General features: G+C 69.9%; 22 protein-coding genes. 9 read left to right on the top strand and 13 right to left on the bottom strand.

The window, feature by feature from the left end; all coding sequences use genetic code 11:
• Nucleotides 1-45: 45 nt before the first annotated feature.
• Nucleotides 46-525 carry a DUF2975 domain-containing protein gene (locus VM306_RS14450; RefSeq protein WP_325515223.1) on the top strand — a complete coding sequence of 160 codons (480 nt, stop codon included), beginning with the start codon at nucleotides 46-48 and terminating at the stop codon, nucleotides 523-525.
• Complete coding sequence (locus VM306_RS14445) at nucleotides 525-752, top strand: helix-turn-helix transcriptional regulator (protein WP_325515221.1); 228 nt, start codon at nucleotides 525-527, stop codon at nucleotides 750-752. The genes VM306_RS14450 and VM306_RS14445 overlap by 1 nt, the downstream gene beginning before the upstream one ends.
• On the opposite strand, the gene VM306_RS14440 is transcribed toward VM306_RS14445, so the two are convergent.
• Nucleotides 749-1984 (bottom strand): glutamate mutase L, encoded by a 1236-nt coding sequence (locus VM306_RS14440; protein ID WP_325515219.1) that lies wholly within the window; start codon nucleotides 1982-1984, stop codon nucleotides 749-751. The genes VM306_RS14445 and VM306_RS14440 overlap by 4 nt on opposite strands.
• Nucleotides 1985-2001: 17 nt before the next feature.
• Here VM306_RS14440 and VM306_RS14435 point away from each other — a divergent pair, with 17 nt between their 5' ends.
• Nucleotides 2002-2607, top strand: a complete 606-nt coding sequence (locus VM306_RS14435) for a hypothetical protein (protein ID WP_325515217.1) — start codon at nucleotides 2002-2004, stop codon at nucleotides 2605-2607.
• Here the strand turns inward: VM306_RS14435 and VM306_RS14430 are convergent.
• From VM306_RS14430 to VM306_RS14395, 8 genes are all read right to left on the bottom strand, one after another.
• Nucleotides 2604-3059, bottom strand: a complete 456-nt coding sequence (locus VM306_RS14430; RefSeq protein WP_325515215.1) for a MarR family transcriptional regulator — start codon at nucleotides 3057-3059, stop codon at nucleotides 2604-2606. The two genes, VM306_RS14435 and VM306_RS14430, sit on opposite strands and share 4 nt — an antisense overlap.
• Nucleotides 3060-3084: 25 nt before the next feature.
• Nucleotides 3085-4620, bottom strand: coding sequence for an amino acid permease (locus tag VM306_RS14425; protein WP_325515213.1), 1536 nt, complete (start codon nucleotides 4618-4620; stop codon nucleotides 3085-3087).
• 200 nt (nucleotides 4621-4820) lie between these two features.
• The gene (locus VM306_RS14420) at nucleotides 4821-5744 is read right to left on the bottom strand and encodes a cation diffusion facilitator family transporter (protein ID WP_325515210.1); all 924 of its coding nucleotides are present in this window, start codon (nucleotides 5742-5744) and stop codon (nucleotides 4821-4823) included.
• 45 nt (nucleotides 5745-5789) lie between these two features.
• The gene (gene manA, locus VM306_RS14415) at nucleotides 5790-7004 is read right to left on the bottom strand and encodes a mannose-6-phosphate isomerase, class I (RefSeq protein ID WP_325515208.1); all 1215 of its coding nucleotides are present in this window, start codon (nucleotides 7002-7004) and stop codon (nucleotides 5790-5792) included.
• A 19-nt stretch (nucleotides 7005-7023) separates the two neighbouring features.
• Nucleotides 7024-8088, bottom strand: coding sequence for a hypothetical protein (locus VM306_RS14410; RefSeq protein WP_325515206.1), 1065 nt, complete (start codon nucleotides 8086-8088; stop codon nucleotides 7024-7026).
• A 5-nt stretch (nucleotides 8089-8093) separates the two neighbouring features.
• A complete protein-coding gene (locus VM306_RS14405; protein ID WP_325515204.1) occupies nucleotides 8094-8294 on the bottom strand; it encodes a Trm112 family protein in 201 nt (66 codons plus the stop codon).
• 13 nt (nucleotides 8295-8307) lie between these two features.
• Nucleotides 8308-9660 (bottom strand): phosphomannomutase/phosphoglucomutase, encoded by a 1353-nt coding sequence (locus VM306_RS14400; RefSeq protein WP_325515202.1) that lies wholly within the window; start codon nucleotides 9658-9660, stop codon nucleotides 8308-8310.
• 84 nt (nucleotides 9661-9744) lie between these two features.
• Entirely contained in the window at nucleotides 9745-10104 is a 360-nt protein-coding gene (locus VM306_RS14395; RefSeq protein ID WP_325515200.1) for a DUF3499 domain-containing protein, read from the bottom strand.
• A 93-nt stretch (nucleotides 10105-10197) separates the two neighbouring features.
• On the opposite strand from VM306_RS14395, the gene VM306_RS14390 reads away from it, so the two are divergent.
• A complete protein-coding gene (locus VM306_RS14390; RefSeq protein WP_325515198.1) occupies nucleotides 10198-10641 on the top strand; it encodes a metallopeptidase family protein in 444 nt (147 codons plus the stop codon).
• A 165-nt stretch (nucleotides 10642-10806) separates the two neighbouring features.
• Here VM306_RS14390 and VM306_RS14385 read toward each other — a convergent pair whose 3' ends face one another.
• Both VM306_RS14385 and VM306_RS14380 read right to left on the bottom strand, forming a co-directional pair.
• Nucleotides 10807-13983: a glycosyltransferase family 2 protein gene (locus VM306_RS14385; RefSeq protein ID WP_325515196.1), complete on the bottom strand. Its 3177-nt coding sequence runs from the start codon at nucleotides 13981-13983 to the stop codon at nucleotides 10807-10809.
• Between the two features lie 30 nt (nucleotides 13984-14013).
• Nucleotides 14014-14319 (bottom strand): WhiB family transcriptional regulator, encoded by a 306-nt coding sequence (locus VM306_RS14380; protein ID WP_051784712.1) that lies wholly within the window; start codon nucleotides 14317-14319, stop codon nucleotides 14014-14016.
• 245 nt (nucleotides 14320-14564) lie between these two features.
• On the opposite strand from VM306_RS14380, the gene VM306_RS14375 reads away from it, so the two are divergent.
• The 4 genes from VM306_RS14375 to VM306_RS14360 are packed head-to-tail and all read left to right on the top strand — an operon-like array spanning nucleotide 14565 to nucleotide 18146.
• Nucleotides 14565-15320: a site-2 protease family protein gene (locus tag VM306_RS14375; protein ID WP_325515193.1), complete on the top strand. Its 756-nt coding sequence runs from the start codon at nucleotides 14565-14567 to the stop codon at nucleotides 15318-15320.
• Nucleotides 15321-15353: 33 nt separating this feature from the next.
• Entirely contained in the window at nucleotides 15354-16307 is a 954-nt protein-coding gene (gene cofD, locus VM306_RS14370; RefSeq protein ID WP_325515191.1) for a 2-phospho-L-lactate transferase, read from the top strand.
• On the top strand, nucleotides 16243-17622 hold the full coding sequence (locus VM306_RS14365) for a coenzyme F420-0:L-glutamate ligase (RefSeq protein WP_414672381.1): 1380 nt from the start codon (nucleotides 16243-16245) through the stop codon (nucleotides 17620-17622). Before cofD ends, VM306_RS14365 begins: the two co-directional genes overlap by 65 nt.
• On the top strand, nucleotides 17619-18146 hold the full coding sequence (locus VM306_RS14360) for an NUDIX hydrolase (protein ID WP_325515189.1): 528 nt from the start codon (nucleotides 17619-17621) through the stop codon (nucleotides 18144-18146). The genes VM306_RS14365 and VM306_RS14360 overlap by 4 nt, the downstream gene beginning before the upstream one ends.
• Here the strand turns inward: VM306_RS14360 and VM306_RS14355 are convergent.
• Complete coding sequence (locus VM306_RS14355) at nucleotides 18143-19021, bottom strand: DNA-3-methyladenine glycosylase 2 family protein (protein ID WP_325515187.1); 879 nt, start codon at nucleotides 19019-19021, stop codon at nucleotides 18143-18145. The two genes, VM306_RS14360 and VM306_RS14355, sit on opposite strands and share 4 nt — an antisense overlap.
• Nucleotides 19014-20063: a sugar phosphate nucleotidyltransferase gene (locus tag VM306_RS14350; RefSeq protein WP_414672382.1), complete on the bottom strand. Its 1050-nt coding sequence runs from the start codon at nucleotides 20061-20063 to the stop codon at nucleotides 19014-19016. The genes VM306_RS14355 and VM306_RS14350 overlap by 8 nt, the downstream gene beginning before the upstream one ends.
• Before the next feature lie 119 nt (nucleotides 20064-20182).
• Between VM306_RS14350 and VM306_RS14345 the strand changes: the two genes are divergently transcribed.
• Nucleotides 20183-20569, top strand: coding sequence for a hypothetical protein (locus VM306_RS14345; protein WP_325515182.1), 387 nt, complete (start codon nucleotides 20183-20185; stop codon nucleotides 20567-20569).
• The last annotated feature ends 239 nt before the right edge of the window (nucleotides 20570-20808 follow it).

The following is a 20808-nucleotide window of genomic DNA, read 5'->3' as shown; positions in this document are numbered from 1 at the left end:
TCACTACCGATTGACTTTCGATAGATCATTACCGATACTCGATGCATGATTTCTGAACGCTGGGCGGTGACGGCCCTCCGGGTCTTCCTGATCGCACTGTTCGCGATCCTCGTCATGCTGGAGACGTTCTCGTTGCCCGGTCAGTACGCGTACATGGCGCAGCAGAACCCGGAGCAGGCCTACCTGAGGTGGCCCTCGACGATCGTCACGGTGTTCTGGGTCGTCTGCGTGCAGGTGGTGATCGTGGCCACGTGGAAGCTGCTCACCCTGGTGCGGAAAGATCTGATCTTCACCGACGCCGCGATCAGGTGGGTCGACGTGATGGTCTGGGCCATCGCGGCCGCGTGGGTCGTGCTGGTGGGGGTGTTCCTCTGGATCGGCTTCAACGCCGACGACCCGGGGGTGCTGGTGTTGTTCTTCCTGTTCACCACGGGGGTGTCCGTGATCGGGCTCGTGCTGGTCGTGATGCGGGCGCTGCTCAAGCGCGCCACCGAACTGCGCGCTGACATGGAAGCGGTGATCTGATGGCCATCGTCGTGCGCATCGACGTCGAACTGGCCAAGCGCAAGATGAGCGTCGGCGAGTTCGCGGAGAAGGTCGGGCTGACACCGGCCAACGTCGCGGTGCTGAAGAACGGCAGGGCGAAGGCCGTGCGGTTCAGCACCCTGGAGGCCATGTGCCGGGTGCTGGAGTGCCAGCCGGGCGACCTCCTGGAGTTCGTCGACGAAGAAGAAGACGAAGCCGCGTCCTAGCCCAGCCGTTTCGCCAGTCGGCCGGCGGCCTCGAGCCGCCCCGACTCGGCGAGCAGGCCCACCGGTGCCAGCACGTAGTCGCGGTCGACGGTGATCTCCGCGGTCCGCAGCACCGGTCGCAGCACCGGGTCGCCGCGCAGCGCCTCCACGACCGGCGCGATGTCGGGCGTGTGCCGGAAAACGCCGCCCGACAACACCAGCAGCCCCGCGCCGTGCGGTCCGAGCTGACCGTCGACCTGCCTCAGGTGCCTGCGCACGGCCAGGATCGCCGCGAACGACGCCAGCTTCACGTCGACGGCCGGGTCGTCCGGCAACCAACCGACGTTCTCGGCCCGCAGCCGCGCCTCCTCCGCGAGGTCCTCGGTCGTCAGTCGTTCCGCCAGAGCCTCCTTGACGACGCCCGGTGCCGACCAGCGCATGCCCAGATCGCCCTCGACCGTGCGGCGGTCGGGCGGCAGCGCGACCGTCCTCTCCAGACCTTCACTGTCCGCTGTGGACACCGCCGAGTAGACGTCCGTGGTCGCACCACCGACATCCACCACGAGCACAGCACCTTCACGGTCCTGCGCCGCCAACCGCGACACCCCCGCCAGCACCGCATCCGGCGTCACGGCCCGCACCAGCTGCCGGAACCGCGGCCCGCGCGACAGGCCCTTGCCGCCGATCACGTGCTGGAGGAACGCCGTGCGGATCGCCCTGCGCGCCGGTTCCGGAGCGAGCTGACCGACGTCCGGCAGCACGTTCGGGCACGCCACCACGGTCCGCTTCGCCAACAGTTCCAGCGCTTCCGGCTGCGCCTCGGCGTTGCCCGCCAGCACGATCGGCACGGCCACGCGGGCGAGCTTCGCGGCGTTGTGCAGCAGGACGGACCAGTCACCGCCGTCCGTGCCGCCGACCAACAGCACGAGGTCGGGCGACGACGCACGCAACGCCTTCACGTCGACCGGCCCCGACGACACGTGGACGACCTTCGCGCCGGCCGACAGCGCGACCCGATAGCCCGCCTCCGCGCTGACGACGCGTTCCTGCCCGACGACCGCGAGCCGCAACCCACCGCCCGCCGACGAGCACGCCAGGATCTCGCCGTCGCCCACCTCGGCGCGCAACGCGTCGATGCCGTGCAGCACCTCGGGCGGCGTGGTGGGGTGCTGCCCGGTGCGGACCAGCTCGCCCTCCTCGGTGACGAGAGCGGCCTTGGTCCAGGTGGAACCGACGTCGAGACACAGGATCACGAGGCAAGCTTGCCACCATGAAACTCACGCCCAAGGTGATCCTCGAAGGCACGCGCCTGACCGGCAAGACGGACCTGGCCTACGCGCTCAACGAGCACCCGCGCCTCGTCGGTCACCGCAGGTACCGCTACCACTCCCCGTTGATCTCGGCCGAGTGGAGCGGGTTCAGCAACGAACCGTGGGGACGCGGGCTGATCGACTTCGCCCCGGAGGAGACCGCGCACGCGATCGAGACCTACGAGACGTGGGTGCGGATGTTCGAGCTGCAGCGCTACTACTCGTGGATCGTCGACCGCTTCCACCTGTCCACGATGGCCTATCAGGCGCGGCAGGGACGCGAGTTCGACTTCGGCTGGCTGGAGGAACGGCTCAAGCCGCTCCACTTCGCGATCGTCCTCTGCACACGGCCGGAGGACACCTTCGAGGAGGCCAGAGAGGAGCGGCTGAAGATCAGCGCGAACCCGAAGCAGTACGTCTCGCTGGAGCCGTTCGTCGAGGAGCAGCACCAGCTCCGCGAGCTGGCCGAGAAGTCGATCTTACCGGTCTTCGACTTCGACGTGACCCGCCACACCCCCGACGACGTGGCCGACTGGCTCGACGAACGAGGCCTGCTGACGCTCTAGTCGTCCGCTTTCTCGTGCACGATCCGCATGAACTCACCGAGCTGCGCGAGCTGTTCCGGCGTGAAGAGGTCGATCAGGTACTCGCGCACCGTGAGGACGTGGCCCGGCGCGGTGGTCCGCAGCAACGTCCTGCCCACGTCGGTGAGCACGGCGAGGATGCCGCGCTCGTCGGACTCGTGCGGCTCGCGCCGCACGAGTCCGGCTTTCTCCATCTTGCCGATCTGGTAGGTCAACGAGCTCTTCGACACGACCACGCGCCGTGCGAGCTCCGTCATCCTCATGCGGTTGCCGGGCTGTTCGGACAGCACGACCAGCACGTTGTACTGCGCGTGCGAGAGACCCGCATCGCGCTGCAACTGCTGTTCGATCTGCCTCTCGAGGAGGTGGTACGCCTGGACGAAGTGGTGCCAGGCGTTCGCCTCCCCCTCGGAGAGCCACCGCGCGTTTCCCATGGTCGGCAGGGTAGTTGGTGGCGGCTCAGACGCCCGGCTCTTCGCCGCGCTCGACCACCGGTTCGGGTCGGACCTCGCTCGTCCCGGTCTTCGCGAGCACCGCGTTCCGGCGGCTGTAGGCGAAGTAGACGACCACGCCGAGCACCATCCAGACGAGGAACCGGACCCAGGTGAGCGCGGTCAGGTTCAGCATCAGCCACAGGCAGGCGAGGATCGCGAGGATCGGCACCAGCGGCACGAGCGGCACGCGGAAGCCGCGCGACAGGTCGGGACGCTTCTTGCGCAGCACCATCACACCCCCGGACACGAGGATGAACGCGAACAGCGTGCCGACGTTCACCATCTCCTCGAGCTTGCCCGCGGGGAAGAAGCCCGCCGCGACCGCGACCAGCACGCCGATGATGATCGTGATGCGAGTGGGCGTGCCGTGGCTCCCGGTCCGCGCGAGACCGCGCGGCAGCAACCCGTCCCGCGACATGGCGAACAACACGCGGCTCTGCCCGAGCATCAGCACCATGACGACGGTCGTCAGACCGGCGAGCGCACCGACGGAGATGACCGTGGCGGCCCAGTCGACCCCGTTGTCCCGGAACGCACTGGCGAGCGTCGCGCGCGTGCCGTCCGGCTGCGTCGCGAGCTTCCGGTACGGCACCATGCCGGTGATGACCAGCGTGACGGCCACGTACAGCACCGTGACGATCGCCAGCGACCCGAGGATGCCCCGAGGCACGGCCTTCTGCGGGTTCTTGGTCTCCTCCGCCGTGGTCGCCACGACGTCGAACCCGATGAACGCGAAGAACACGATGCTGGCCGCGGCCAGCATGCCGAGCACCCCGTAGGTGCTACCGGAGTACCCGGTGATCAGCGAGAACAGCGACTGCTCGATCCCGGTGTGCGTGGCGGGGCCACTCTCGGCAGCGGGCGGGATGAAGGGCCTGTAGTTCTCCGCCTTGATGTAGGAGATGCCGAGCACGATCACGAGCAGTACCACCGCGACCTTGATGGCCGTGATGACAGCGCTGACCCGCGAGCTCAGCTTCGTCCCGACGACCAGCAGCACCGTCAGCACCGCGACGAGCAGCACCGCACCCCAGTCGAACTTGAGCCCGTCCCCCACCTCGGTCTTCACGTCGAGACCGAACAACCCCAGCGTCGTCTGCAGGTAGGCCGACCACCCCTTGGCCACCGCGGCGGAACCGACGGCGAACTCCAGCACCAGGTCCCACCCGATGATCCACGCGGCGAACTCGCCGAACGTCGCATAGGAGAACGTGTAGGCACTACCAGCGACCGGCACCGTCGAGGCGAACTCGGCGTAGCACAACGCAGCCAGCGCACAGGCGATCGCCGCCAGCACGAACGACAACGAGACCGACGGCCCCGCGATGTTGCCCGCGGTGCTGGCGGTGAGCGTGAAGATCCCGGCCCCGATGACCACCGCGACACCGAAGACCGTGAGGTCCCACGCCGTCAGGTCCTTGCGGAGCCTGGTGTCGGGCTCGTCCGTGTCCGCGATGGACTGCTCGATCGACTTGGTGCGCCACAACCCGTTCCCCGGCACGGTGCATTCCTCCTTGATGGAAACCGATTCGGCCCACCCTAGAGGTATCCAGCACGTGAGACGGCTATAGCCGTGGACCTGGGCTTGTCCGGTGTTTTGTCTCGAAACGTGACGTGAGGTACAGGCGGGACGACAAGAGCCCACGACACGACAAAGCCGCCCCGGCAAAGACCGAGGCGGCTCCGCAGCAAGCCCGAAACTCAGGAACTGACCACCGTGGACCGGTCCAAGTCCGGCTCCAAGTAGATCAACCGAGCGTGCGGCACCTTGGCCCGCACCCGCTGCTCGGCATCGTTGATCGCCTGAGCCACCTCGTCCAGCGACAACCGCGACTCCAGCGCGATCTTCGCCGCGACCAGCAGCTCCTCCGGCCCGATGTACTGCGTCTTGATGTGGATGACCCGCTGCACCTTGCCGGCGGCCAGCTCGTCGCAGATCACGTCGAGGTCCTTGTCGGACGCGCCCTCACCGATCAGCAGCGACTTCATCTCGATGATCAGGATGATCGCGATGATGCCCAGCAGCACACCGATGGCCATGGTGCCGAGCGCGTCGAAGACCGGGTTGCCGGTGACCATCGACAGGCCGACGCCCAGCAGTGCCAGCACGAGACCGATCAGCGCGCCCAGGTCCTCCAGCAGCACGACGGGCAACTCCGGCGTGCGGGACTGGCGGATGAAGCCCCACCAGCTGACGTCGCCCTTGATCTTCTTCGACTCGTTGATCGCGGTGATGAAGCTGTAGGTCTCCAGGCAGATCGCGACCAGCAGGATGGCGACCGCGACGAGCGGGTTGTGGAGCGGCTCCGGGTGCTGCAGCTTGTGGATGCCCTCGTACAGCGCGAACACCGAGCCGAGGCTGAACAGCAGCAGCGCCACCACGAACGACCAGAAGTACCGGTCGCGGCCGAAGCCGAACGGGTGCAACCTGGTCGCCTTGCGCTGGGCCGTCTTCTGGCCGAGCAGCAGCAGGCCCTGGTTCGACGTGTCCGCCAGCGAGTGCACGGACTCGGCCAGCATGGACGACGAACCGGTGACAATGAATCCGATGAACTTGGCCACCGCGATACCCGCGTTCGCCGCCAACGCCGCGACGATGGCCTTGGTTCCGCCCCCTGCTGACACGCCTGTCTCCTCGCTGCACCCGTCCGGTTTGTCCGGTCGGGAACCTTAGTCGTTCCCGGCCGTCGCGCGGAAAAGCTGAGCGGATTCAACACCATCCGGTCGCACCAGCACCGCTGGGTCCGAGGCGGGCAGCCAGACCGCCTGCCCGCGCCCCAGCCGGAGCTCGTCTCCGCGCGCGTTGGTGAGTACCGCAGCGCCGTCGGTGCAAATCATGATTTGCGGACCGTCGTGGTCGATCCTCGTCTCCGAGGTCGTGTCCAACCGCGACAGCTCGAACTCCGGCGCGGGCGTGCGGTAGACGCGGACGCCCGGCTGGATCTCCTCGCCGTGCAGCACCTCCATGTCGCCGCACGTGAAGTCGAGCACACGCAGCAGCTCGGGCACGTCGACGTGCTTCGGGGTGAGGCCGCAGCGCAGGACGTTGTCCGAGTTCGCCAGGATCTCGATGCCCGTGCCGCGCAGGTAGGCGTGCAGGTTGCCGGCGGGCAGGTGGATCGCCTCGCCCGGCTGCAGCACGATGCGGTTGAGGAGCAACGCCGCGAGCACGCCCGCGTCGCCGGGGTAGGACTCCCCCAGCTCCAGGATCGTGCGGCACTCCAGGTCGAACTCGCCGCGCTCCTTCACGTGCAGCACGCACGCGTCGAGGACCTGCGGCAGCAGCACCGAGAGCGACGTCTGCGGCAGTGTGATCAGCATCGTGAACAGCGCGCGCAGGCCTGAGGAGTCCGGTTGCGCGACCAGCATCTCGGTGTACGGGGAGAGAGCGGGCGCGTCCAGCGCGCGCAGGAACGAGACGGTGCGGTCGGGGGCCCGGAAACCGGCGAGGGCGTGGAACTCGGTCAACGCGCAGATCAGCTCCGGCTTGGCGGCCGGGTCCTTGTAGTTGCGGACAGCGGCGTCGAGCGGAACGGCGCGGCGCTCCTCCGCGGCGAAGCCCTCAGCCGCCTGCGACGCCGACGGGTGCGCCTGCAGGCTCAGCGCCTCCTCGGCTGCGAGCACCTTGAGCAGGAACGGGAGCCTGCTGCCCCACCGCTGCGACACGCGGGTGCCGAGCTGACCGTCGGGGTCCGCGGTCAGCAGGTCGAGCAGCGAGCGCCGGGCGCCGTCCGTTCCGATGACGCGGGACGGGTCGCCGGGGTGGGCGCCCATCCACAGCTCTGCCTCGGGATGGGGTGCGGGCACCTCCTTCCCGAGCAGCTCTGCGATGGCCGTGCGCGATCCCCACGCGTACGGCCTCACCGCGTTGTGCAGCAGGTCCACTTCTCAGTCAGCTCCCAAATCAGTACGGGTTGCCGCCGAGCGTTCCGGTGGCGAGCCCGAGGTACAGCGCGGCCAGTTCGAAGCGGAGCGCGAGGAGTGCGGCGCTGACCGCGTCGCCTCCCGCCACCTCGACGGCCGGCTCCAGCACGTCTGCCCCCGGCAGGGTGTCCTCGGCGGCGCGCCTCATGGCCTCGGCCGCCGGGCCCTGGCGCACGGCCAGCAACAGCACGCGCACGAGTCCGCTGGCCGGCTCGTCGTCCGGGTCGGCGAAGAGGTCCGCGCCGGAGGTCCCCTGCACCGCGCGGCGGTGCAGGACCGGGCGGGTGAGCGCCTGGGGATATCCGGCGACGTCGCAGGCGACCCCGGCGAACGCCGCCAGCGCGCTCGCGCCGTGCACCCCGACCGCGGTGGCGACCTCGTCGAGGCCCCACAGCAGCGGCGTGCGGTCGACGACGCGCAGCGCCAGCGACTTGGCCGGGTTCACGAACGACTCGTGCATCGGGTGGTCGCGCTCGGCCTCGCGGTCGAGCTCGTCCGCGATCAGCTGCACGTCGGCCTTGAGCAGGCCCAGCGCGTTCAGCACGGTGATCCACGCGGCGAGCGCGCGGTGGAAGCTGAAGCCGGGCGGCACGTCGATGCGCGGCGGCAGCAGCACGGCACGGCCAGCGGCGGCCGAGGCGATCGGACCGGAGTCCGGCGCCGTCAGCAACGTCCTGGCGCCCCTGCGCACGGCGCGGTCGACCGACTCGGCGAGCACCCGGTCACCGGGGTCCTCGGTGTGGGCGAGCACCACGTCGAGCGCGCCCACCCAGGGCGGCACCTCGTCGGACACCACGACCGGCACCGAGCAGCCGGGACCGAGCAGCGCCATGACGACGCCCGCGACCGCCACCGAGTGGCCGGGCCGGGTGACCAGCACGACCGCGCGCGGGCGTTCGGCGAAGATCCGCTCCACCCCCGCCTCGGTCGCGGCCTCGGCGATGGCGCGGACCTGGGCTCCCGCCCGTGCGGCGGCGCGCAACCACCCGCCGGTGTCCGCGTCGGCGAGGCGGCTCGAGTCGTCGAGCAGCGTGTCGTCGAGCACCCCGGTCACCCAGCCGGCGGCGGCGCGACCGCCTCGTCCAGCAGCAGCACCGGGATGCCGTCGCGCACCGGGAACGACCGGCCGCACGCGGTGCACGTGAGGAAGTCGGCCTCCGGGTCGGCGGGCGTCCCGATCTGCAGCGGGGCGTGCTCGGGGCACGGGCAGGCGAGGATCTCCAGCAACTGCTGTTCGAGCTTGACGGCCACTTGTGTTCTCTCCTCAGGCCCGCACGATCGCGAGGACCTCGTCGCTGAGCGCGGCGACGGCCTCGGGGGTGGCGGCTTCGACGTTCAGGCGCAGCAGCGGCTCGGTGTTCGAGGCACGCAGGTTGAACCACGCGCCGTCCGCCAGCTGCACGGTGAGACCGTCCAGCTCGTCGATCGTGGCGCCGTCCTTCGAGCCGTAGGCGTCCTTGATCGCGGCGATCCGGCCCGCCTGGTCCTCGACGACGGAGTTGATCTCACCGGAGGCGGCGTAGCGGTTGTAGATCGAGGTCAGGGCCGACAACGGGCCGTCCTGCTCACCGAGCGCGGCCAGCACGTGCAGCGCGGCCAGCATGCCGGTGTCGGCACGCCAGAAGTCGCGGAAGTAGTAGTGCGCGGAGTGCTCGCCACCGAAGATGGCGCCGGTCCTGGCCATCTCCTCCTTGATGAACGAGTGGCCGACGCGCGTGCGCACGGGCTTGCCGCCGTGCTCCTGCACGATCTCCGGCACCGCGTGCGACGTGATCAGGTTGTGGATGATCGTGCTGCCGGGGTCCTTGGCCAGCTCGCGCACGGCGACCAGCGCGGTGATCGCGGACGGGCTGACCGGGTCGCCGTTCTCGTCGACGACGAAGCAGCGGTCGGCGTCACCGTCGAACGCGACGCCTGCGTCGGCGCCCTCGGCCTTGGTACGGGCCTGGAGGTCGACGATGTTCTTGGGGTCGAGCGGGTTCGCCTCGTGGTTCGGGAAGCTGCCGTCGAGCTCGAAGTACATCGGAACGATCTCGATCGGCAGGCCCTCGAAGACCTGCGGCACGGTGTAGCCGCCCATGCCGTTGCCCGCGTCCACGACGATCTTGAGCGGGCGGATGCTCTTCAGGTCGACCAGCTGGTTCAGGTACGCCGCGTAGTCGACGAGCATGGTGCGCTCCTCGAACGTGCCCGGCTCGACGCCCTCGGCGTCCGGCACCTGGTTCTCGGCGTCCTGGCGGATCTGCCCGAGACCGGTGTCCTGGCCGACCGGCGAGGCGCCCGCGCGGCACATCTTGATGCCGTTGTACTGCGCGGGGTTGTGGCTCGCGGTGAACATGGCGCCGGGCAGGTCGAGCTTGCCGGACGCGAAGTACAGCATGTCCGTGCTGGCCAGACCGATGCTGATCACGTTGACGCCCTGCGCCTGCGCCCCCTCGGCGAAGGCACGGGAGAGCTCGGGCGACGAGTCGCGCATGTCGTGACCGATCACGATCGCCGGTCCACCGACCAGCCGCGCGAAAGCCGCGCCGAAGTCGCGCACCAGGCCGACGTCCAACTGCTCGCCGACCACCCCACGGATGTCGTACGCCTTGACGATGCCGGACAGGTCACGCACGCAGCACACTCCCAGGAAACTCGCTCTTGACGGCCACTGGTCAGGCAGCCTACCGGCGAGCGGATCAGAGGTGCGTGTGGTCAGTCAGTCCTCGTGCGGATCAGGCAGTACACGCAGGTGACCGCGCCGATGGGTCCCAGCGGACACGTCGGGCAGCTTCGGGCTCACATCAGCACGCCCAGCCTCCCTCACCGCCTCGGCCAACGCCGTCAGGTCATCCACAGTCGGCTCGGGCGCCGCGAACTCACCCTGGTGCCTCACGACCTCCCAGCCACGCGGCGCCGTGAGCCGCAAGGCGTGCTCCTCGCACAGGTCGTAGCTGTGCGGTTCGGAGTACGTGGCGAGCGGTCCGACGACTGCGGTGGAGTCCGCATAGGCGTAGGTGAGCGTGGCGACAGCCGGGTTAGCACACCCGGTTCGCGAGCACCGTCTCACGCTCCGCACGATCGGGGACGATAGCGCGTCCACGCGAGGCTGTGTGTGAGGCACGCTGTGTTTGGTCGTCGGGGACAGCAACTAGGCTGCTCTGTTGTGGTGATGGCACGGGGTTCACGGCGGCAGGACTCGCCGCGTCGACGCAACCGCGACCGACACGGCCGAGGGCTGCGCGGTCCGCTCTACCCGGCCACCCTCCCCGCGGCCCGCTCGAGGGCAGAACGCTTCGACGCCCTGGTCATCGAGGCGCTGGAACCCATCGAGGCCCGCTGGCGCACCGAGCTGACCCAGCTGGACGTGGCGGTGGACGACGTCCCGGACGTGCAGGTGGAAGGCGAGGACGGCGTGGTGGAGGACGGCAACGTCCCCCTGGCCCGCCTGCTCCCGGCAGGCGAGGACCACCGTTCCCGAATCGTTCTCTACCGCCGCCCCCTGGAAGCACGGGCGAAGGACGGCGCGGACCTGTCCGACCTGGTGCACGACGTCCTGGTGGAGCAGGTGGCGAACTACCTGGGCCTGGACCCGGACGTGATCGACGAGGGCTGAGACCCCTCTCACACCACGAGCAGCAAGCGAGCGCCCGCGAAGCCGAGCCGCTTGAACGCTCTTCACAAAACCGCCCGGTGGGGTGGTTCCGTCACGAGCAGTGCCGATGCGTTTTGCGCTGCTCATGACGGGGGTCTGGGGCGGAGCCCCAGCAGCAGTACAACCTCACCCACCACGCCGCCGGGAAGGAACAGCCGTCAGCAAGGTGAACAAACCGGCAGCAGCCTGCCCCAACAGCAAGAAATCCCTCAAAGCGGAAGACATCTCCACCCGAACCTCAGCCCGGTCAGCAGGCAGGGGCACCCCCACCAAATGCCCCCAGACCCGAACCACGGGGACCTGAACAGAATCCACGAAAACCGACCACCCAGGCTCATCCTCCGCAGCCAGAACGAGCACCCGCCCCTCCCCACCGGGCGAAACCCGAACAGCGACCTCAGGCAGGGAAACGTTCACAGGAGCCACCCCGTCAGCCCCGAGAACAGCAGGAGGATCCCCACCGGTACGGGCCCGCCGAGCCAGATCAGGCGCCAGCAGAACCCCGGTATCAGCAACGAACCGCAACCGGAGAACCGGCCGCCCATCAGAAGCAGGCGGCGCCATGGACACCAGCTCCCCAGCAGCAGCAACAATCCGAGAAGCAACCGAAGCAGACGGCACCACCACGAACACGACCCCGGAAGAAGCCGCCTGGGCAAGGGAGGTCTTCACCACCTCCGCGGACCCGTCGAGCAGCGACGAGTTCCACCGCCGCAACCGGGCAGGCGACGACACGGTGGGCACCAGGTCGTCATCCCCGAAGGCGGGCATCCGCCCGGCAACCTGCCGAACCTGCTCACCCAGGATCAGCACCGACCGCCCGCTCCGCTCCAGCTCAGCGGTCAGGGACGACCCCAGCTCCACCCCACCATCAGCCTTCAGCGGCCCACCACGAAGATCCAGGAACCCGGCCACGGAAAGACTCACCAACGTGACCACCCCGACCACGTACACGGCACGCCGGACCCGAGCCTGCCCGGCGATCCCCGGCGCCACCCCGCGCTGACAGGCGGCGAGCACCACCCAGACGAGCCCCCAGGCCAGCACGACCAGCGGCGCACCGGGCCAGGCCCCGACAGCGAAGACGGCAGCCAGCGCCCCGACGGCCAGCACGATCACCAGAACACCGGGCAACATCGAGGCGTTCGGCCGCAACACGGCGGCAGCGAACGCGGCCGCCGCGAACACCGAGCACACGATCAGGTTGGGCGGCGGGGACGAGAAGGCGGCCCCCAGCCCGTCGAGGACCATCTCCGGGTGCTGCAACAGCACCGCGGGCCAGGGCAGCAACAGGGCCATCGGCAGCAACACGATGGCGAACAGGGCGGCGATCCGCCGGGCCCCGCCGGTGACCGCGATGAACCCCGCCAGCGCGCCGACGATCACCACGACGTGGGTCAGCGGCGAGAACGCCCCCAGGACCGCGACACCGAGAGCCGTCCCCGACGCCATCGGCAGCCACGCGTGGGTGGACGACGCGCGCAAGACCGCGAAGACGCCGGCGAAGACGAGGGGCGTCACGACGTGGACGACGACGACATCGAGGCGTCCCTCGGCCACGGCCGTGGTGGCCACCGGCAGCAGTCCGTAGAACGCCGCCACCACCGCGCGCACGGAACGACGGACTCGCAAGCCCCGCGACGCGATGTAGGCCGCCAACGCGGCGAGGGGGATGTCGCCGAGCATGAGCAACGCCACAGCGAACGACGGGCCGCCGGGCATCAGACCCAGCACGGCCAGAGCGGCGGGAGCCGGGGCCGCGGTGCCGCCGGAGACCGGGTGCCACGACGCGAGGTACGTCGACCACACCGAGCCCAGCGAGCCGACGGGCAGCAGACGGCCGCCGGCGAGGTCCAGGCCGAGGCGCGACCAGTTCGCGATCACCGCAACGAGTGACAGGCCCGCCATCAGCAGGACCGGTGGCGACAGCAACAACGACCGCAGGACGCGCGACTGGTCGACCTCGACGAAGATCCGCTCGGCACCGGCGCGCGGGCCGGGCGACGGGCGCGGGCGCGGCGTCGGCTTCGCCTCGTCCGGCAGCCCGGCGTCCAGGGAGACGACGACCGGTGGGCGGCGCAGGCCCGCGACGCGCGGACGGCCGCGGGAGGCGCCGGCCGGCAGCGCGGACGGGCCGACCGGTGGCGAGTCCACTTCGGACGGATCCAGCCACGTCGTGCCGGAATCGGTTGAGGGCAGACGACCCAGCTCGGCGTCGGCCTGCACCCGCCGGCGGACCAGGAAGGTGACGCCGGCGCGGACCGCGTTGCGGAGCCGGGTGAGCCTGCTGGTGAAGAGGCCGGGTACGACCGCGGAGCCGCGGCGCGTGCGGCGTCCTTCGAGCAGGCGGCCTCTCGTCAGCAGGTAGCGGGCGGCACCCACCTCGGCGTGCGCGTCGGCGAAGCGCCGCAGGAACAGGAACCCCAGGGCGCGCAGCAGCGACAGGAACACCAGTCGCGGAAGTCCGACGAGGAACGAGAAACCTGAACAATTGACCAAGAAAGTGCGCATGCCGTGCGCGCGGTCGACGCCCCGGAATGACGGACCCGGTCGCGCCATGGCCGCGTCCAAACGGCGGGCGCCTTTAGTCGCGGCGCGCGCATGACGCATGCGTGCGACGGGTACGCACAGGACCAAATGACCCGCGCGATTAGCGCGCCAGCCGAAGTCGAGATCGTCGCGCAGCAACGGCATCGCCTCGTCGTAACCGCCGAGGGAGTGCCACACCTCACGTTTGATCAACGAACCGGCCGACGAAACGGCGAGCACTTCGGTGCTTTGCTGGAACGACGCGGAGTGCTCCGCCGACGAAAGCCCAGTCTGTCGATGTCCTGAAGAATCCGTCGACAGTCCCGCCTCGACGACAAGACGAGAATCCACCCAATCGAGGCACAGAGGGCCGAGCACAGCGGCCGACGGCGACACCTCCGCCGCGGTCAGCAGAGCAGCCAGGCAGCCGGGTTCAGGTGCGCTGTCGTCGTGCAGCAACCACAGCCATCTGCCGGGATCACCCCACCGGTCGACGGCGTGTTCGACGGCGACGCGCACAGCGGTGCCGAAACCCGTGCCGCGAGGCAGGGTCAGCACGCCGTCCAGCAGGTCTCCGGCCTCCGCCAGCAGCGCCTTCTTGAGCACGGCCGACGTGCGGTCGGTCGATCCCGTGTCGACCGCGATGACGTGCCTCGGACGGATTTTCTGGCGCCGCAAAGCGGACAGCGCCGTACTGAGCCACTGGTCGCCGTCGTGGCAGACCAGGACGCACAGCACCGGCGCTGTCCGGAGCCTCGGGTGAGGACTTGTCACATCCTCAAGTTAAGGCACGAAGATCACGCTTCAGACGGCTCGCTTCTTGAGCTTGCGGCGCTCCCTCTCCGAGAGACCGCCCCAGATGCCGAAGCGTTCGTCGTGCTGGAGCGCGTACTCCAGGCACTCCGAACGAACCTCGCAGCCCAGGCAGATGCGCTTGGCCTCCCTGGTCGACCCTCCCTTTTCGGGGAAGAACGCCTCAGGATCGGTCTGCGCGCAAAGCGCGCGCTCCTGCCAGTCCTGCTCATCGGCAGGGTCGAACAGGTACGACAGCTCGCCCTGCACGACCGGCTGCGTGACGTGATCTTCTTCGAGCTCTTCGAATTCCTGCATTTCGTCCGCCTCCTCGCCTTCCGCTCTCCCCGGTTGGCGGACGCCAGACGCCGTTCCCACAACGACGAATGACACCGATGTGATTACACCTGCGTCACAGCAGGGGGTCAAGTGGAGTCCACACGTCGGGGGATATTCGCGCGGATGGCCGCAAAAACCTTGACGCGCTGCACGGACGGTGATTCAGATCCGGCGATCCCTCCCCGAACGGCCCACCACGCCGGGCGACACGCCACACTGGAGGGGTGAAGCGATCCGCGGTTCGCCCCAGCCCACTGTTCCTCGGCCTGCTCGCGGCGACCGCCGCCGGAGCGGCTCTCACCCTGCTCGAAGGTGACGTCGCCATCATCTCGGGCACCATCCTCTTCGTACTCGCCGGGTGGGCGGTGACGCTGTGCCTGCACGAGTTCGGGCATGCCGCCGTCGCGTACAAGGGCGGCGACTTTTCCGTACGCGACAAGGGTTATCTCACGCTCGACATCCGGCGTTACACCGACCCCGTGCTGAGCATCGTCCTGCCGCTCGTGCTGCTGGTCTTCGGCGGGATCCCGCTTCCCGGCGGCGCCGTGTGGATCAACCACCACGCCCTGCGGTCGAAGAAGATCGAGTCGTTGGTCTCACTCGCGGGACCGGTCTCGAACCTCGTGATCGGTGTCCTGCTCGCGCTCGTCGTCGCGGTCTTCTCGCCACCGGTCGCGCTGGCCTCCGCGATTTCGTACCTTGCTTTGTTGCAGATCTTCGCGTTCGTGCTCAACATCCTGCCGATCCCCGGCCTGGACGGCTGGGGCGCGATCGAGCCGTTCCTGCCGTACAGCGCCCAGCGGTTCGGCGCGAAGGCGCGGCCGTGGGCACCGCTGGTCCTGTTCGCCGTCCTGATCGGCTTCAGCGCGGTCAGCCAGCTGTTCTTCGACGTGTCGACCGCGCTGTTCCAGGCCGTCGGCGGGGAGCCCGGCTACGCCTACGCCGGCTCGGCCGCGTTCTCGTTCTGGCGCTACCTGTAGAGGTGAATCGGCGCTGTGGAAGCATGGCACGGCGTGAAGGTCGTAGCACTGGTCGGCGGGGTCGGCGGCGCGAGGTTCCTGCAGGGCCTCAAGACTCTCGGAGCGGACGTCACGGCGGTGGTCAACACCGGCGATGACGTGTGGATGCACGGGTTGCGCATCACGCCCGACCTCGACACCTGCATGTACACGCTGGGCGGCGGGATCGACACCGAACGCGGCTGGGGCCGTGCGGGTGAGTCGTGGACCGTCAAGGAGGAGCTGGCGGCGTACGGGGCCGAACCGTCGTGGTTCGGGCTCGGCGACCGGGACATGGCCACCCACCTCGTCCGCACCCGCATGCTGCGCGCCGGCTACCCGCTGTCGGCCGTCACCGAGGCGCTGTGCGACCGGTGGCAGCCGGGCGTGAAGCTGCTGCCGATGACCGACGACCGGGTGGAGACGCACGTCGTCGTCGACGTCGACGGTGAGACGAAGGCCATCCACTTCCAGGAGTGGTGGGTCAAGCACAGGGCCGCCCTGCCCGCGCACTCGTTCGCGTTCGTCGGCGCCGAGACCGCCGCCGCCGGACCCGGCGTGCTGGACGCGATCGCCGAGGCCGACGCCGTGGTCCTGGCCCCGTCCAACCCCGTTGTGAGCATCGGCACGATCCTGAACGTGCCCGGCGTGCGCGACGCGGTGCGCAAGACCGACGCCGGCGTCGTCGGGCTGTCCCCGATCATCGGCGGGAAACCGTTGCGGGGCATGGCCGACGCCTGCCTGGACGCGATCGGCGTGGAGACCACCGCCGAAGCGGTCGGCCGGCTCTACGGCTCCCGCAAGTGCTCCGAGGACGGCATCCTGGACGCGTGGCTGGTGCACACCGGCGACAGCGCCGACGTCCCCGGTGTCGCGGTCCGCGCGGTCCCGCTGCTGATGTCCGATGTGGACGCGACGGCGCGGATGGCCCGTGCCGCGCTGGAGCTCGCCGGAGTCGACGTTGGCTGACCACGCCGCGGCGGCGCTGGAACTGCTGCCGGTCACCGGCCTCCCGGAGTTCCGCCCCGGTGACGACCTGGCCGGCGCGATCGCGGAGGCGGCGCCCTGGCTGCGCGACGGCGACGTGCTCGTCGTCACGTCCAAGGTGTTGTCCAAAGTAGAGGGACGGCTCGTCCGCGTTCCCGCCGATCCCGAGGAACGCGACAGGATCCGGCGCGAGCACGTCGACGCGGAGTCCGTCCGGGTGCTCGCCCGCAGGATGCGCACGCTGATCACCGAGAACAAGCTCGGCATCGTGCAGGCGGCGTCCGGTGTGGACGCTTCGAACGTGGCCGGCGACGAGATCGCGTTGCTCCCGGTCGACCCGGACGGCTCCGCCGCGTCGTTGCGCGGGGCGTTGAAGAGCCTGCTCGGCGTCGAGGTCGCCGTGGTCGTCACGGACACGATGGGCCGCGCGTGGCGGATCGGCCAGACGGACGCCGCGATCGGGTCGTCCGGCATCCGCGTGCTGCACGACTACGCGGGCTCGGTCGACGGCCACGGCAACCAGCTCGCCGTGACGGTGGTCGCGGTCGCCGACGAGATCGCGGCGGCGGCGGACCTCGTGAAGGGCAAGCTCGGCGCGGTGCCGGTGGCGGTGCTGCGCGGGTTCGAGGTGGTCGACGACGGCTCCACGGCCCGCGACCTCGTCCGGTCGACCGAGGAGGACCTGTTCCGGCTCGGCACGGAGGAGGCGCTCGCCCAGGGCCGCGCCGAGGCCGTGCTGATGCGGAAGTCCGTGCGGTTCTACCGCGACGAACCCGTTGACCCCGCGGTTCTCAAGCGGGCCGTCGGTGCTGCTCTGACCGCGCCCGCGCCGCACCACACGAAGCCGCTGCGGTTCGTCCTGGTGCGGGAGAAGCGCGCCGAGCTGCTGCGCGCGATGCGCGAGCAGTGGGAGTCGGACCTGCGCGCCGACGGGTTCACCGACGAGCAGGTCGCGCGCCGGGTGCGCCGCGGCGACCTGCTGGTGGAGGCGCCGGAGGTCGTGGTGCCGTTCCTGGTCCGCGACGGCGCGCACTCCTACCCGGACGACCGCCGCGCCGGCGCCGAGAAGACGATGTTCACGATCGCCGGTGGCGCCGCCGTGCAGGGCCTGCTGGTGGCGCTGGCCGCCGAGGGCCTCGGCTCGTGCTGGGTGTCGTCGACGATCTTCTGCGCGGACGTGGTGCGCACCGTTCTGGGTGTTCCCGGCGACTGGGAGCCGTTGGGCGCGGTAGCGGTCGGCCACCCGGTCGAGCCGCTCGTCCCGCGCGAGCCGCTGGAAGGGCTGATCGAGCTGTGACACTGCACGACGACGCGGTCTCCACCCTGAGCCGCTTCACGGGCCAGGACGCGTTGAAGGAGGCCTACCTCGGCTTCCTGGCGGCCCGCGAGGACGCCTGCACGCGCTCTTGCGAGCCCGGCCACATCACCGCCTCGGCGCTGGTCCTGGACGCCACCGCGGAGCACGCGCTGCTGACGCTGCACCCGCGCGTGGGCCGGTGGCTGCAGCTCGGCGGCCACTGCGAGCCCGAGGACGTCTCGCTGGCCGCGGCGGCGTTGCGCGAGGCCACCGAGGAGTCCGGCATGCACGGCCTGCGCATCGAGCCGACGCCGATCCACCTCGACGTGCACCCGATCACGTGCTCGCTCGGCAAGCCGACGCGTCACTTCGACGTGCGGTTCCTGGTGCGCGCACCCGTCGGCGCACAGCCGGTGCGTTCGGCCGAGTCGGTCGACCTGCAGTGGTGGCCGCTGGAGCAGTTGCCGGACAACGTGGACGACCTGCACCCGTTGATCGAGAGCGCTCTCGCCCGCCTGCGCTAGAACTCGCGGTAGTCGCGCGGCGAGAACCTCGGTGCTCGCCGCGGCCGCCGCAACCCCGCGGCCAGCAGGTAGCAGACCGCGCGGTGGCGCTGCGGCGTGTACGGCTCCAGCAGCTCCATCATCCCGTCGTCGTCGCCCGGCGTGCCGGTCAACGCCCACGTGACGTTCTTGGCGACGTGGTAGTCGCCGACGCTCACGGCGTCCGGATCGCCCCACGACCGTTGCGCGACCTCGGCCGACGTCCACACGCCGATCCCGGGCACCTTCTCGAGCAGCTCGCGGCTGCGCATCTCCGCGGCCTTCTCCAGCCGGTGCGCGACCTGGGCGGCGTTGACCAGCGTTCTCCTGCGGGCCCCGTCGAGCCCGCACTGGTGCCACTCCCAGTCCCGCAGGGCCAGCAACCGTTGCGGCGTCGGCGGAACCCTCAACGGCTTGGGTCCCGGCGCCGGCTCCCCGAACCTGCGACCGAGCTCGCGCCACGTGCGGAACGCTTCGACGCCGGTGACCTTCTGCTCCAGGATCGACGCGAACAGCAGGTCCCAGACCCGGTTCGTCGCCCCGAGCCGCAGCCCCGGCCGCCGCCGCCGGGACTCGGCGATGACCGGGTGGTGGGCGATGAACTCGTCCACCGGGTCGTCAGCGCCGAGCAGGGCGGGCAGCCCGTCCAGCAACCACAGCCCGCCCTCGCCCCACGCCTGAGCCTCGACCACGTCCGTGCGCCGGATGTGGATCGTGCCGGGCCCGCACGGCGTGTTCGCCGCGAACCAGACGCCGTCCTCCGCGCTGAAGGACGGATCGCCCGGTCCGCGGCGCAACGGCAGGAGCACCGCTCCCAGGTCGAGCGGGAACGGTGGCGCCCAAGTTCTGCTAGGCATCCGTCGAGAAGCGCACACCGGCCTCGGGCAGCACCACACCCGGCCAGACCCGCGCTCCGCCGATCAGCTCACACCGGGCACCGATCACCGCCGAGTCGCCCACGACGGCGTCGCGCAGCACAGCGCCGGCCTGGACCAGCGCCCCGGCCCCGACGATCGACCGCTCGACAACGGCGTTCTCACCGACAACGGCCCCGTCGAACAGGATCGCGCCGTCGAGCACCGCGCCCTCCGCGACCGTGCAGCCGGCCCCGACCGTGCTGCCACCCTTGACCGTCGCACCGTCGTGCACGTTGGACCCCTCGAGCACCAGGAAGTCGCCGGCCTGCGCGACCGCCGCCGACGGCGCCACCCCGCGCACGAGGTCGGCGGACCCCTGCACGAACGCCTCCGGCTTGCCGAGGTCGAGCCAGTACGTGGCGTCCACGTGTCCCTGCAACCTCTTGCCCGCCTCGAGCAGCCCGGGGAACGTCTCGCGCTCCACCGACACCGGCCGCCCGGCGGGAATGGCGTCGATCACCTCACGCCGGAACACGTAACAGCCGGCGTTGATCTGGTCCGTCGGCGGGTTCTCGGTCTTCTCGAGGAACGCCTGAACGCGCCCGTCCTCGTCCGTCGGCACACACCCGAACGCCCGCGGATCCGTGACCTTGACCAGGTGCAACGTCACGTCCGCCTCGTGCGAGCGGTGCGTCTCCACGATCCCGGTCAGGTCGACGCCCGACAGGATGTCGCCGTTGAAGACCATCACGTCGGGCTCCCGCAGCTTGTCGGCCACGTTGCGAATAGCGCCCGCCGTGTCGAGCGGCACCTCCTCGACCACGTACTCGAGCTCCAGCCCGAGCCGCGACCCGTCACCGAAGTACTCCTCGAACACCTCGGCCTTGTAGCTCGTTCCCAGCACCACGTGAGTGATGCCGGCTTCCTTGATCCGCGACAGCAGGTGCGTCAGGAACGGCACCCCCGCAGTCGGGAGCATGGGCTTGGGAGCGGACAGGGTGAGCGGGCGAAGACGAGTGCCCTTGCCCCCGACCAGCACCACAGCTTCGACGCCGTGCACCTTTTTCCTCCTCCGCGTTACGGCAAGCCGTTCGACGGAATACTCTGACACGAAGCAGTTCGTCATACGGGATCTGGTCCCGGCAAGGAGCAAAATCCGACATGGACCCCCGCGACCGGGCCGACGCCATGCTCGCCCGCGCCCGCGCACGTGGGCGGAACATCGTGACGCCGGACAACATGACGTCCCCCATGGACGCGTCCGACACACAACAGATCCCGAGAACGCTGGTCAACGCCATGGACCCGCGCAGGGACCCGGACTCGACCATGATCCTCTCGGCGTCCCAGATGGGCCAGCAGAACACCCAGCGCCCACCCCAGCAACGCCCGGGCCAGCCCATGCCGACCCAGCCGATGCCACAACAGGCAGCGCCAGGGGACGACGCGGAGATCACCCAGGTAGTCCAGCCGGGCGTGATCCCGACGGTGTCGAACCACAAGCCCACCCGCAGCTCGCTGTCACAGCGGCTCAGCGGAGACATGTGACGGTCACCGCACCCGCAACGCCGCACGTCTATCGGCGGCCGACGCTGCTCCGGGCAGGCTGACGCAGGGGTCCCCCCTACTTCGGCACCCCTCGCAACCCAACGTACAGATGGGGTCTGACACCCCCGCGCGGCCCAGGCGAGCCCGCGAAGCCGCAGGCGAGCAAGCGATGGCGAAGACGAGCCGCTCTTCACAAAGCCGCCTGGTGGGGTGGTCCCGTCACGAGCAGTGCTGGTGCG

The organism is Lentzea sp. (assembly GCF_035525475.1).
Lineage (GTDB): Bacteria > Actinomycetota > Actinomycetes > Mycobacteriales > Pseudonocardiaceae > Lentzea.
This window is presented reverse-complemented; position numbering and strand designations above follow the sequence as displayed.